Annotated in this window: 12 protein-coding genes; 8 read left to right on the forward strand and 4 right to left on the reverse strand. The window is 55.9% G+C overall.

Annotated features, from left to right (window positions below; translation table 11 throughout):
• Positions 1-143: 143 nt before the first annotated feature.
• Complete coding sequence (locus BBD41_RS22500) at positions 144-1,304, reverse strand: THUMP domain-containing class I SAM-dependent RNA methyltransferase (protein ID WP_099478772.1); 1,161 nt, start codon at positions 1,302-1,304, stop codon at positions 144-146.
• 167 nt (positions 1,305-1,471) lie between these two features.
• On the opposite strand from BBD41_RS22500, the gene BBD41_RS22505 reads away from it, so the two are divergent.
• Positions 1,472-2,104, forward strand: coding sequence for an O-methyltransferase (locus tag BBD41_RS22505; protein ID WP_077567525.1), 633 nt, complete (start codon positions 1,472-1,474; stop codon positions 2,102-2,104).
• Between the two features lie 156 nt (positions 2,105-2,260).
• Here the strand turns inward: BBD41_RS22505 and BBD41_RS22510 are convergent, their stop codons facing one another.
• Entirely contained in the window at positions 2,261-3,481 is a 1,221-nt protein-coding gene (locus BBD41_RS22510) for an MFS transporter (protein WP_397311265.1), read from the reverse strand.
• Between the two features lie 244 nt (positions 3,482-3,725).
• Between BBD41_RS22510 and hemE the strand changes: the two genes are divergently transcribed.
• The 7 genes from hemE (at position 3,726) to BBD41_RS22545 (ending at position 11,505) form a co-directional block, all read left to right on the forward strand.
• Positions 3,726-4,784 (forward strand): uroporphyrinogen decarboxylase, encoded by a 1,059-nt coding sequence (gene hemE, locus BBD41_RS22515; RefSeq protein WP_099478773.1) that lies wholly within the window; start codon positions 3,726-3,728, stop codon positions 4,782-4,784.
• A gap of 35 nt (positions 4,785-4,819) precedes the next feature.
• Complete coding sequence (hemH, locus tag BBD41_RS22520; RefSeq protein ID WP_099478774.1) at positions 4,820-5,761, forward strand: ferrochelatase; 942 nt, start codon at positions 4,820-4,822, stop codon at positions 5,759-5,761.
• Positions 5,762-5,908: 147 nt separating this feature from the next.
• The gene (locus BBD41_RS22525; RefSeq protein WP_099478775.1) at positions 5,909-7,198 is read left to right on the forward strand and encodes a CapA family protein; all 1,290 of its coding nucleotides are present in this window, start codon (positions 5,909-5,911) and stop codon (positions 7,196-7,198) included.
• 29 nt (positions 7,199-7,227) lie between these two features.
• Positions 7,228-8,001: a glycerophosphodiester phosphodiesterase gene (locus tag BBD41_RS22530; protein ID WP_007127684.1), complete on the forward strand. Its 774-nt coding sequence runs from the start codon at positions 7,228-7,230 to the stop codon at positions 7,999-8,001.
• 4 nt (positions 8,002-8,005) lie between these two features.
• On the forward strand, positions 8,006-8,629 hold the full coding sequence (locus BBD41_RS22535) for a fumarylacetoacetate hydrolase family protein (protein ID WP_077567520.1): 624 nt from the start codon (positions 8,006-8,008) through the stop codon (positions 8,627-8,629).
• Positions 8,630-8,662: 33 nt separating this feature from the next.
• On the forward strand, positions 8,663-9,472 hold the full coding sequence (locus tag BBD41_RS22540) for a DUF92 domain-containing protein (protein WP_099478776.1): 810 nt from the start codon (positions 8,663-8,665) through the stop codon (positions 9,470-9,472).
• 62 nt (positions 9,473-9,534) lie between these two features.
• A complete protein-coding gene (locus tag BBD41_RS22545; protein ID WP_099478777.1) occupies positions 9,535-11,505 on the forward strand; it encodes an ABC-F family ATP-binding cassette domain-containing protein in 1,971 nt (656 codons plus the stop codon).
• A 112-nt stretch (positions 11,506-11,617) separates the two neighbouring features.
• Here BBD41_RS22545 and BBD41_RS22550 read toward each other — a convergent pair whose 3' ends face one another.
• Positions 11,618-12,652, reverse strand: a complete 1,035-nt coding sequence (locus tag BBD41_RS22550; protein WP_077567517.1) for a M42 family metallopeptidase — start codon at positions 12,650-12,652, stop codon at positions 11,618-11,620.
• A 90-nt stretch (positions 12,653-12,742) separates the two neighbouring features.
• Complete coding sequence (locus BBD41_RS22555; protein ID WP_077567516.1) at positions 12,743-13,081, reverse strand: LapA family protein; 339 nt, start codon at positions 13,079-13,081, stop codon at positions 12,743-12,745.
• Positions 13,082-13,165: the final 84 nt, after the last annotated feature.

Below are 13,165 nucleotides of genomic sequence, written 5' to 3' on the forward strand. Positions count from 1 at the left end.
TCGAGCCGGTGTTATCGATGATTACATTTATAACATAAATGGGACGCAAACTCATGTCTCACCGGGCGGATTCAAGCTCTCGAAAGAGCAAAAAGCCGCCCTGCAGGCGGCTCTGGCTTGATAGGCGTGATGAAAGCCTTGCTTCAGCTTAATGATTGTTCAGGCGCAGACTTACGCGGAGGTAACGGGCCCAAGTACTGATAGTACTGGCATTCGATCCGCCCGTTATACAGCTTGCGCCGCTTGTCCGCCTTGCGGCCGAAATAATGCTCGAACTGCTTGGTGGGGCTGAGCGCGAAGAAGGACCATGTCGGGAGCGCCCCGGTCATCGTGCCCAATTGGCGGATCAGCCGCTCTACCTCCGGCTTCTCGCTCAAGCGTTCGCCATACGGAGGATTCGTGATGATGCAGCCGAATTCTCCTTCAGGCAGCGCTTTGGCGGCAGGGAGAATCTTAAAGTCGATCTCGCCGGCAAGTCCGGCGCTTTTGGCTGCCGCCTTGGCCACTTCGATCGCCTTCGGATCGATATCGCTTCCCGCGATGTGAAGCGGGATGTCGTCGGTTATGGCATCGAACGCTTCTTCCCTGGCCGCCTCCCACAGCTTATCCCCGATGATATCCCAGTGCTCGGAAGGGAACGAGCGGCGCAGACCCGGCGCGATATTCCAAGCCTGCATAGCGGCTTCAATCAGAATAGTACCGGAGCCGCAGCACGGGTCATACAGCGGACGGTGGGGACCCCAGCGGCTGATCTGCAGGAGGGCGGACGCCATCGTTTCCTTTAGGGGCGCCTCGGTCACCAGCTTGCGGTATCCGCGTTTATGCAGAGCCGGTCCCGTCGTATCGAGCGTTAATAAAGCGCGGTCTTTCAGCAGCGACACTTCGATGACGTACCGGGGACCATCTTCGGGAAACCACTCGGTACGGTGCGACAGCTTCAGCTTCTCCACGATCGCCTTCTTGACGATCCCTTGGCAGGCCGGAACGCTGCTCAGCTGGGATTTATGGGAGCGTCCTTCAACCGGGAATTCCCCGCGCGCGGGAATCCACTGCTCCCAAGGGAGCGCCTTCGTCCCCTCAAAGAGCTCGTCAAAGGTCATCGCTTTGAATTCGCCCATTTTCACCAAGATGCGGTCGGATGTCCGGAGCCACAGATTGCAGCGGCAAATATCGATCAGGTCGCCGGAGAAGGTCACTCTTCCGTTCTCTACTTCCATATCGGTATACCCGAGCTCCTTCAGTTCCCGTGCGACAATAGCTTCAAGGCCCATAGGGGCGGTTGCGATCAATTGTAATCGAGGCATTAACGGTGTCAACTCCATTTAACATGTGTACGGCGCTTCACGCCGCCGGTTCAATCTTTATAGTATAGGCGATTGCATTCGCCAAGACAATTGTCTTATGATAGACCTCGTTAGGTTTAACGGATCATTAAAGGCTTACAAGGCTGAACCAAAGGAGGCGGCATCACTTGCTGACGACCCCTGACGATTATGTTAATCAATTATATCCCGAAGATGACGAGCTCAAGCAGGTTTTGCAAGCCATTAGGGAGAAAGGGATGCCCGAGGTATCCGTAGCCCCCGCATACGGCAGGCTGCTGACACTGCTCGTGCAGACTTCAGGCGCGCGCAGCATACTGGAGATCGGCGCGCTCGGCGGCTACAGCGGCATTTGCCTCTGCCGGGGTCTTCCGGCTGACGGCAGGCTCACCTCGCTCGAGTTGAAGGAGGAGTATGCGCAGCTGGCCGGCAGTCATCTGGATAAGGCGGGCTTTAAGGATCGGGTGGAATACCGGATCGGTCCTGCGGCGGACAGTCTGGCCGAGCTGAAGCGGGAAGGGAAGACGTTTGATTTTTTCTTCATCGATGCCGATAAAGAGAATTACCCGCTGTATCTGGATTATGCCATCGAGCTGGCGAATCCGGGGGCGCTGATCGCAGGGGATAACTGCTTCCTGCGCGGAAGAACGCTGAATTCGGATAAAAACGGGCCGTCGGTGCAGGCCGTACGCCGCTTTAATGAGCGGATCGCGACGGACGACCGTCTTGTGAGCACGCTGCTCCCTGCCTATGACGGTCTTATTTTGGCGCGTGTAAAGTAATTGTACCCAAAAAAGGGGAGATCCCGGGCGTATTACGCCTGGATCTCCCTTTTTTGTATCCTTACCGCGTGCCTCTCCCGGCGCGCGGTGCAATGATGACTGCCGCACGATGAACAGCGACGCTCGGACGACAATGGTTTTCTTATGCGTATGCCGCTACCGGAATTTCGGAGCAGGCTTGCCCGCAAACAGCTTCCTTCTTACCCACAGCATATTGATGATCAGCAGGCAGCCGGAAGTGATGAACAATCCCTCGATCCCGATAAACCCGGCTAAAAATCCGCCGATGACGGCGCCCAGCATATTGCCGAGGGCGAGCGAGCTTGTGTTGAAGCCGAACGAACGGCTCTCCATCCCGTCCGGCGTGTACGAACGGATCAGCGCATTGACGCTCGGCAGGAGTCCGCCCATAAAGACACCCATCATGAACCGCACCAGAATCAGCTGCCACACAGACTGTACGAAGGCCTGCGGGATCAAGGTGAGCCCGGTCCCGATCAAGGCGTACGTCAATATCCGGTGTGCTCCGACCTTGTCGCTGAGCCTGCCGAGGATCGGAGAGGCAATCATGTTGGACAAGCCGGTAACCGCAACGACGAAGCCGGCCCATATCGCGATATTCTCGGCCGTGCCGTGAAGCTTCTGAACATACAGCGGCAAGAGCGACATCGGACTGATCATCGCGAACTGCAGCAGAAACGTAACGGCGAACAGAGCCGGAAGCTGCGGAATATGGCTGAGCTCCTTCAGGCCGCCGATAACCGATACCTGGGGCGTTTGCGCGGCTTCCTCCCGGTCGAATTTTTCCTTAACCAGAAACAACGCAAGCAGTGAAGCAGCAAATATAAGGCCGCCCGTAATGAAGAAGATCGGTCGGTATCCGACCCAGTTGGCCATGACGCCGCCGATCAAGGGGCCGAGGATCGTTCCGGCAACTTGTCCGGATTGCATGATGCCCATGGCAAAGCCCATCCGGTTCTTCGGCGTGGTGCCCGACACAAGCGAAATCGCCGCCGGGTTGAAGCCGGAAATCGTCCCGTTCAGCAGCCGCAGGGCCAGCAGATGCCATGGGTGGGTGGCAAAGCCCATGCAGCCGATGACGATCGCCATGCCGAACCCCGAACGAAGCAGCATCAGCTTGCGGCCGTACTTGTCGGCCACCTTGCCCCAGATCGGTTGAAAAATAAATGAGGTCAGGAAGTTGGCTGCGAATATGAGTCCTGCCCATACGCCAATCTCCCTCTCCCCCGTGACGTTAAGGTCCTGCGCCAAATACAGTGTCAGGAACGGGGTGATCATCGTCATCCCGGAGTTGACCAAAAACTGCCCGAACCAAAGCACAATGAGATTGATTTTCCAACGGTTCAATGTGCTCACTCACTTCCTTTCTAAGCTGTCCAGCCCGAAGCGATCCGGGCCCTCCAATTATGCATACCCTAAAAAATGCCGTTCTTTCAGTATAACACATCTGAAAAGCGCCAAATGTTGACAATGTCATAAGATTGTCATCTGATTTTCATAGGATGTCCATGTAAGACGGTTGTTACTTACTTTTAAAAAGGGCATAATGAACAGTAGGAAACTTTATACACATTGATGAACTATTGATGGGGGCCTAATCATGACCTACAACGATCAATTTATCCGCGCATGCCGCAAGCAGGATATCACCCATGTTCCGGTATGGTATATGCGGCAGGCCGGGCGCTATGACCCGGAGTACCGAAAGATTAAAGAGAAATACTCCCTTCTGGAAATTTGCAGCCAGCCCGAGCTTGCGGCTGAAGTAACGCTGATGCCGGTACGGAAGCTCGGTGTCGATGCGGCGATTCTATATTCCGACATCATGAATCCGGTTGCTTCGATCGGGGTCGACTTTGATATTGTGAAAAATATCGGTCCCGTTATCGATCAACCGATACGTACTGCAGCCGATGTCGAGAAGCTCCGCCCGATTGATGTGGAGGGCGATCTCGGACATGTGCTGGAAACGATCCGAATCTTGGACAGAGAGCTGGAGGTGCCGCTCATTACGTTTGCGGGCGCGCCGTTTACGATTGCCAGCTATTTGATCGAAGGAAGACCTTCGAAAAATTATCTGCGGACGAAAGAGCTCATGTACAGCGAGCCGAAGGTATGGTTCTCCTTGATGGACAAGCTCGGCGATATGGTCATCGCTTATCTAAGAGCGCATGTGAACAATGGCGGCAAGGCGTTCCAGCTGTTCGACAGCTGGGTCGGCGCCCTGTCTCCTCAGGATTTCCGCACCTTCGTCCTGCCGACGATCGAACGGATTTTTGCGGAGCTGGCGGATTTGAACGTGCCTAAAATTTATTTTCCCGGCGTCAGCTCCGGAGAACTTCTGCCTACGCTGACTGATCTCCGCGCCGACGTCATCGGCCTCGATTGGAGAGTGTCCATTAGCGAAGGGCGCCGCCGCTTGGGCGGTAAATATGCCGTTCAAGGCAATCTCGATCCGACCGTGCTGACCGGGCCGATGCCGCTGATTCAGCAGTATGCGAAAGAAATCATTGATCAAGGGATTCAAGAGCCCGGCTTTGTGTTTAACCTGGGGCATGGACTGTTTCCGGAAGCTTCGCTGGAGAAGCTGCGCGAGCTGACCTCCTACATCCATGAATACTCGGCGCAGGCATTAAAGACCGCCGCACAGCGAGCTTAGAGAACGAATACTTAATAGCTAGAGGTGAGAAGGTTATGAAGAATAAAATTGGCGTGTTGGTCATGTCCTACGGAACGCCGGAAAGCATGGAAGGAATCGAAAGCTATTATACCCATATCCGCCGGGGAAATAAGCCTTCCGAGGAGCAGCTGCGCGAGCTGACGGAACGCTACGAGGCCATCGTCGGGGGCGTATTCCCGCTCCGCGAGAATACCGACCGGCAGGTCCGCACGCTGCAAGACACGCTGAACGTGGATCCCCGCGCGACGGATGTCGAATTCGTATGCTATCAGGGGCTGAAGCATGCCGCTCCGTATATTGAAGACGGCGTGGAGAAGATGGTGCAGGACGGGATTACGAAAGCGGTTGGAATCGTCCTTGCGCCCCATTATTCTACGATGAGCATCGGCTCCTACGTGAAGCGGGCGAAGGCGAAAGCCGACGAGCTGGGTCTCGACATTTCGTTCGTGGAGAGCTATCATCTGCATCCGAAGCTGATCGAGGCATTTGCGGACCGGGTATCGGCAAAGCTGAACCAGTTCGAGGAAGCTGGAGCGAACCGGGACAGCGTGCGCGTGCTGTTCAGCGCCCACAGCCTTCCGGAACGGATTCTCTCCATGGGCGATCCTTACCAGGATCAATTGCTGGAGACATCGAAGGCTGTAGCGGAGAAGGCCGGCGTGAAGCATTGGCAATTCACTTGGCAAAGCGCGGGACGGACGGCAGAGCCATGGCTTGGCCCGGACATTCTGGATACGCTCCAGACGCTGAATAAAGAGGAGCAGGTCGAGGACGTGCTTGTCGCTCCTGTCGGCTTCGTCTCGGACCATCTCGAGGTGCTCTATGATCTGGATATCGAAGCGAAGAGCATTGCGAAAGAAATGGATATGCGGCTCGAGCGGATCGATTCCTTGAACAGCGATCCGCTGTATATGGAGGCGCTCAGCGATTCCATCATTACCCTTCTGAAGCTGTAACCGCACGCGTCCAGGGTCTGGACGGACCGGATCGCGTCAAAGCAGAACCCCCCGTTAACCGGGGGGTTCTATTCTTTATAGGGATGCTGGTATAATGGGAGAAGCGACCTAATGCGAAGATCTCATCAGTGAATGAAGGAGTGCCCTATGCATCTGTCACGATCGGAGAGAAGCAAGGCCAAGAAGAAGGCCCGTAAGCAGCGGAGCGGACAGGTATGGTTGATCCTTAATCTATGCCTGATCGTGATGATCGCTGCTCTGCTGATCTATTATTTTAATTTTAAGCAGCACGACCCGGCCGGGGGAACGGCCTATCCGGATCAGGCGGGCATCGGCATGGAAGGCGGCAGGGAAGCGGACCCGGGATCCGGGAAGGGCGCTGGCTCCGGCTCGTTCGATACCGGCGAATTGGAGGATCCCGAGGAGATTCCGGTTGCAGAAATAGAGGAGGTGCGTGATTCCGGCGAGGAGGAGCGGATCGTTCTGCATTTTGCCGGGGACAGCTTATTCTCGGGCAAAGTGGAGAACGCCCTTAAGCAGCATGGCTATGATTATCCGTACCGGCATCTCGGCACGGCGTTTCTGGACGATGATCTGACCGTCCTCAACCTGGAGACTCCGGTGACAACGCGAGGCGTCGCCGCCGCGAATAAACAATTCGTGTTCAAGTCATCGCCGGATGTGCTGCCTGCGCTGCGGGCTGCCGGGGTCGAGGCTGTAAATCTGGCCAATAACCACATCCTGGACCAGGGTCAGGAAGGGCTGCTGGATACGCTCAAGCACCTGGACGACCACGAGATACGCTATGTAGGGGCCGGCAAGAATGAAAAAGAAGCCTTTGCGGCACAGTATTTCGAGCTTAAAGGAATGACGGTGGCACTTCTCGGCTTCAGCCGCGTGCTGCCCGAAACGACCTGGTATGCGCTGGAGAACCGGCCCGGGGTTGCCGGTGCTTATGATCATGTTCTGCCGAAAGCGGTTGAAGCTATCGCCGCGGCAAGGCAGAAGGCCGATATCGTCATCGTGATTCCGCATTGGGGGCAGGAGCTGCATAAGACGCCGGATGCGAACCAGATCAATCTGTCCCGCGCCTTCATCGAAGCAGGCGCGGACCTGATCATCGGCGGCCACCCGCATGTGCTGCAGGGACTGGAGCAATATAAAGGAAAATGGATTGCGTACAGCACGGGCAATTTTATTTTTACCAAATCCTCCAATGCCGATACGTGGAAGACCGCGGTCTTTAAAGCCTCCTGCGACAAGCAGGGTGCATGCGACATCAAGCTGACGCCATACCGGACGGAAATCGGACAGGTCATTCCGCTCGAAGGCAAGGAGGCAGAGGCGGTGCTGAAGGAAGTTCAGTCCCGGTCGATCGGCGGCGTTACCGTTACGCCTCAAGGGGAAGTTATCCCGGGAACGGCCAAGGAAATCTAAGCTACCAGTTACACCAAGGAGGTGCCATCATGAACAATTTATGCGTGGCCCATCGCGGCTTCTCCGGCAAGGCTCCCGAAAATACGCGTGCAGCCATTCAGATGGCGATGGATGAGCCATTCGTGCATTGGATGGAAATCGACGTACAGCTGACCCGGGACGGCGTTCCCGTCGTCATCCATGATTTCAGCGTAGACCGGACGACGACCGGGCGCGGGAAGGTCAAGGACCTGACCTGGCAGGAAATTCGGAGAATGGATGCAGGCCAGTGGAAGGGACGCCAGTTCAAGGGAGAGCAGGTTCCTTCGTTGGACGAAGTGCTGCAGATGGTCAAAGGACGGCTGAAGCTGAACATTGAGCTCAAGACCAGCGGCGATATGTATCCGGGCTTGGAAGAGGCCGTTCTGGAGCGGATTCGCGCACACCATATGCTGCCGGATGTTGTGCTTACCTCCTTTGAGCCGAAGGCGCTCATCAAAGCGAAGGAATTGGAGCCAGAAGTCCGGACCGGACTTATTATCGATGCGCATCCCCGGAATTTGATATCCCGGCTGAAGCAAATGAAGTGTTCGTTTTTATCGATCGGATATTCCCATCTGGATGCGGCCTTTGCAGCCGAGCTGGTGCGGAACGGGATCACGCCGATGGCCTGGACCGTGGATGATGCCAAGAGCATGCGGACACTGGCCAAGATGAGCCCGGACATTATGATCTGCACGAATCGCCCCGATACGTGGGGGCAGATCTTTATTCAGAAAATCGCGCCCAAAGTTCCGTTCTGGCGACGAAAATGGAGGTTCTAAAATCATGTGTGCATTAGTGAACAACGTATATTGTGTCGGACGCAATTATCAACTGCATGCGGCTGAGCTCGGCAATGCCGTTCCGGAGGAGCCGATGATATTCCTCAAGCCTTCCCATGCTGTCGTCCCGTTGGACGGCAGCGTGCTGCAGCTGCCGCTGGACCGGGGCAGCCTTCATTTCGAAGGGGAGCTGGTCATCCAGGCAGCCCGGGATTACGAGCCGGGAATGAGCGTTGACGAGCTTGTCGATACGATGGCGCTCGGCATTGATTTTACGCTGAGGGACGTCCAGTCCGTGATTAAAGAAAAAGGACACCCTTGGACCGCGGCGAAAGCCTTCAAATCGTCCGCTCCGCTGACCGCATCCATCGCCTTTCCCGGGATGGAGTCGCTCTCGGATACGGACTTTACGGTGATCAAGAACGGAGAAGAGGTACAGCGGGGGAATGTGAAGGATATGATTTTCTCCCTTCAGACGATTATCGACTATATCGGTAAGCATTACGGCTTGGGCAAAGGAGATCTGATCTTCACGGGAACGCCGGCGGGTGTCGGTCCGACTGTATCCGGTGATGTATTTGAGCTGTACTGGGGCGATGTCCGTCTGGGCCGCTGCGAAATCGGTTAAGCATTACGCGACAGAGGTGGAGGGGTCCTTGGAATGGATTGGTTGATCGGTGCCGTCTGTGCGGCGATGGTGGCCGCAGCGGCTTACCGGAGACGATCGCTCTCGGAATCCGGCGCGGCTGCCGCGATTCTGATGGGAACGATTTATTACGGAGCGGGGAACTTGTTTTGGTTCGGGACCCTGCTTCTTTTTTTCATCACCTCGACGCTGTTGACGAGGTACGGGAAGCGAAGGAAAGCAGAACTGGAGAAATCCTATGCGAAGACCGGACGCCGCGATGCGGGCCAGGTGTTCGCCAATGGGGGCATCGGCATGATCCTGTGCCTCCTGCACGCTGTCCATCCGTCCGGGCTGTGGGTGATGCTGTACATCGGCGTCATGGCAACCGTGACGGCGGATACGTGGGCAACGGAGCTCGGAAGTCTAAGCCGCAAGCAGCCCCGCTCCATTCTTGGCGGCAGGAAGCTGACAGCCGGCGAATCGGGCGGCGTGACCTGGCTCGGATCCAGTGCGGCTGCGGCGGGAAGCCTGCTGATCGGTGCCGGCGGGTGGCTGCTGGCCGAATGGAGCGGGATGGATACTTCCTTTCTGCCTTACCTTGCGGCAGGCCTGACCGGCGGGCTGGTCGGAGCGTTTGCGGATTCGATCCTGGGAGCATCCCTCCAAGTCATGTACCGCTGTCAAGCGTGCGGCAGAGCGGTTGAGGTCTCCTTGCATTGCGGCAAGGCAACCGTCTATCATCGGGGCTTCCGCTGGCTCTCCAATGATGCGGTTAACCTGATCAGCTCGCTTCTCGGAGGGGCAGCGGCTTGGGGGACGGCGCTTCTATTTACGTTACACTGAATAACTGGCAGCTTTAGCGCAGCGTACGCTGAAATTTATATACAGAAGTAGGGATCAGAAGAATGAATATCTTGACCGTTGAACAGTTGACGAAGAGCTATGGAGAGAAAATCCTGTTTCAGGATGCCTCCTTCGGTATGGAGGATGGGGATAAGATTGGCATCATTGGCGTGAACGGCACGGGAAAGTCCACTTTTCTGCGTGTCATAGCCGGCCTGGAGCCGCCGGATTCGGGGAAAATATCGATCGGCGGACGCATTCGGGTGCGCTATCTTGCCCAAAATCCGGAATTTGCTCCCGATAACACGGTGCTGCAGCAAGTATTTGAAGGCGAGCTGCCGGAGATGAAGGCAATCCGGGAATATACGGAAACGATGGAGCTGCTGGAGCTCCGCCCGCATGATGAGGCGCTTCAGCAGAAACTGCTGAAGCTGAGCCAGCAGATGGACAATCTTCAGGCTTGGCAGCTGGAGAGCGACGCCAAGATCATTCTGTCCAAGCTGGGAATCCGGAATTATGATGCGAAGATGGGGGCGCTGTCCGGCGGGCAGCGGAAGCGGGTCGCTTTGGCCGCTGCGTTGATCCAGCCCTCGGATTTGCTCATATTGGACGAGCCCACTAACCATATCGATAATGAATCGGTAGCCTGGCTGGAGCAGTATTTGCAAAAACGCCGGGGCGCGCTGCTAATGATTACGCATGACCGGTATTTCCTTGACCGCGTGGCCAACGTGATGCTGGAGCTGGATCATGGACGGCTATTCCGGTATGAGGCCAACTACAGCCGGTTTCTGGAATTGAAGGCAGAGCGGGAAGAGCGGGAAGCCGCATCCGAGCAGAAGCGGCAAAATTTGCTGCGAAATGAGCTCGCCTGGATCCGCCGAGGAGCGAAGGCCCGGACGACGAAGCAGAAGGCGAGAATTGAGCGGTTTGAGAAGCTGAAGGAGCAGGAGCCGATCCACGGCTCGGGCGAATTGGACGTCTCGGTTGCCTCGACGCGGCTCGGACGCAAGATTTTGGAGATTGAAGGGCTTCGGAAAACGGTCGGTGACAAGGTCCTTATTGACGATCTGTCCTATATTGCCGTTCCTGAGGACCGGATCGGGATCGTCGGCCCTAACGGCAGCGGCAAATCGACCCTGCTGAATCTCATCGCAGGCCGGCTTGAGCCGGATTCCGGGAAGATCGTGATGGGTCCGACGGTGAAGCTCGGTTATTTCACCCAGGAGCATCAGGAGATGGACGGAAGCCAGCGGGTAATCGAGTATATTAAGGATGAGGCGGAGGTCGTCAGGACGGCAGACGGCTCGGCCATTACGGCAGCCCAGATGCTGGAGCGCTTCCTGTTCCCTCCGGCGATGCAGTGGACGCCGATTGCGAGGCTGTCGGGCGGCGAGAAACGCAGATTATATTTGCTGCGGGTGCTGATGAGCGCTCCGAATGTGCTGCTGCTCGACGAACCGACGAATGATCTGGACATCCAGACGCTGTCGGTGCTGGAACAGTACTTGGACGACTTTCCCGGTGTGGTTATCGTCGTATCCCACGACCGTTTCTTCCTGGACCGGACCGTCGACAAAATCATGGCCTTTGAAGGCCATGGACAGGTGCGTGTGCACGTAGGCTCATACAGCGAGTATGCGGAATGGATGCTGCGCAATGGCGGGGAGGCCTCCGGAGCATCCGGAAGCAGAGATAGCGCCGGTGCAGGGGCATCAGGAAAGCCTTCGGGAGAAGGGAAAGCGGCTGGCAGCGGAAACGCCAGCCCGGCGAAGGAAGCCCCGCGTGAAAAGCTGAAATTCAGCTATAACGAGCAGCGGGAGTTTGAACAGATCGATGGTCTGATCGAGGCCGCGGAGAATAAGCTTGCCTCTCTCCAGACCGAGATGGAGTCCGCCGGCAGCGACGCGGCGAAGCTGCAGGAGCTGCTTCAGGCACAGGAGGCATGCGAGCAGGAGCTGGAGCGGCTGATGGAGCGATGGACGTACTTGAACGAGCTCGCGGAGAAGATTGAGCAGAGCAAGAGATCTTAATCGCTTATAGATAAAAAAGGGACGCCACTGGGCCAATGGCCTTATCGGGCGTCCCTTTTTGCCGGTGCGGCAAATTATTGTTTCAAAGCTTGCTTACTTCTTCACAGCTTGATTATTTGACATAAGCGGCAAGCAGCTTCACCGTATTTAATACGGCCTGTTTATGCGTTCTTTCCATTGCGTGGGATGCGTGAACGCCCGGTCCGATGAGCGCAGCTTTGATGTTGCTGCCTGCACCGAGCGCGGCCGATGCATCCGAGCCGTAATGAGGGTACACGTCAACGGCATACGCAATGCCCTCCTGTTCGGCAAGCTGGATCAGGCGGCTTGTCATTTCATAATCGTACGGACCGGATGAATCCTTGGCGCAGATCGAAACGTCGGTTTCTTTACAGCTTAAATCATCGCCGATACAGCCCATATCCACGGCGATGAGCTCCTTGATGTCCGAAGGAATGTAAGCTGCGCCGTGCCCGACCTCCTCGTAATTCGAGATCAGCACCTTAACATTGTATTTCGGCTTCCAGTTCTCGCGTTTCATGCTCTCCAGAAGGCCGAACAACGCCGCAACGCTCGCCTTATCATCAAGATGCCGGGACTTGATGAAGCCGCTTGGCGTAATGACCGGGCGGGCGTCGAAGGATACGAAATCGCCGACGCCGATGCCGAGCTTCTTCACGTCTTCGGCCGATTCGACCCATTCGTCGATGCGGACCTCCATATTGGCTTCCTCGCGCTTGAACTCGCGGGCATCGCTGTAGACATGCACGGATGGGTGCGTCGACAGGATGGTACCCGTGTATTTCTTGCCGCTGCGGGTGTGAATGACGCAGTATTCGTTCTCAATGCTGTTCATCATATAACCGCCGACGGAAGTGAGCCTCAGCGTGCCTTCGGATTTGATGGCGCGAACCATGGCGCCTAGCGTATCCACATGCCCGCTCAAGCCTACCGTACGGCTGGTATCCTGTCCCGTGATGGACAGGATCGCCCCGCCCTTTTCATTCCAAGTCAGCGGGACCGAGAGTGAAGCAGCCTCTTTCTCGATTCGTTTCATGATAGGTCCTGTATATCCGGTCGGACTTGGGGTATCCAGCAATTCCTTCAACAGATTGAGGATATAGGTTTCATTCGGTTGTATCGACATCTGGCTAACAGCCTCCTCGGAATTGTATGTATGAGCTGGGAACAAAACAATGGAAGTATCGGGTGTGAATCCATGGAGCAGGACCGTTATCTAAAGCTTCGGCTCCTCCTTGGATTCTTCCTTCGGCTCTTCCTCCAGCTGGTGATCCGCGGCATGTATTTCGGGGGTGTATCCCGTAACCTCACGGATATGGATAAGCTGCTCTGCGAGCGAGCGGATTTCCTTCTGCATTTGATATTGGCGATAGATGCCGAAGGCTCCGACGATCAATCCTCCGATCAGCGAGCAGCCAATAATCAGCAGGATTAGCGGGATATCGACGGTGCCGAACAGCAAATTCACCTGTACCGGATTGACGTTGATGACGGCGAACACTGCCGTAATTAATGCAAACAGCAGGGCAGCGATTAATGACCATTGAATCTTCACTGGGTACACCTCCTTCCTCACACAGTATAAAATCCCTTGCCTGTAAGGGCAAGGGATTTTATTCCACCGGTCAATTGAGTTCAT

The organism is Paenibacillus ihbetae (assembly GCF_002741055.1).
In the GTDB taxonomy this organism is placed as follows: domain Bacteria; phylum Bacillota; class Bacilli; order Paenibacillales; family Paenibacillaceae; genus Paenibacillus_AQ; species Paenibacillus_AQ ihbetae.

Coding starts and splice junctions, on each gene's coding strand:
- BBD41_RS22500 (WP_099478772.1), bottom strand. CDS start 1,304: ATGCCTCGATTACAATTGATCGCAACCGCCCCTATGGGCCTTGAAGCT.
- hemE (WP_099478773.1), top strand. CDS start 3,726: ATGACCTACAACGATCAATTTATCCGCGCATGCCGCAAGCAGGATATC.
- hemH (WP_099478774.1), top strand. CDS start 4,820: ATGAAGAATAAAATTGGCGTGTTGGTCATGTCCTACGGAACGCCGGAA.
- BBD41_RS22525 (WP_099478775.1), top strand. CDS start 5,909: ATGCATCTGTCACGATCGGAGAGAAGCAAGGCCAAGAAGAAGGCCCGT.
- BBD41_RS22530 (WP_007127684.1), top strand. CDS start 7,228: ATGAACAATTTATGCGTGGCCCATCGCGGCTTCTCCGGCAAGGCTCCC.
- BBD41_RS22535 (WP_077567520.1), top strand. CDS start 8,006: ATGTGTGCATTAGTGAACAACGTATATTGTGTCGGACGCAATTATCAA.
- BBD41_RS22540 (WP_099478776.1), top strand. CDS start 8,663: ATGGATTGGTTGATCGGTGCCGTCTGTGCGGCGATGGTGGCCGCAGCG.
- BBD41_RS22545 (WP_099478777.1), top strand. CDS start 9,535: ATGAATATCTTGACCGTTGAACAGTTGACGAAGAGCTATGGAGAGAAA.
- BBD41_RS22550 (WP_077567517.1), bottom strand. CDS start 12,652: ATGTCGATACAACCGAATGAAACCTATATCCTCAATCTGTTGAAGGAA.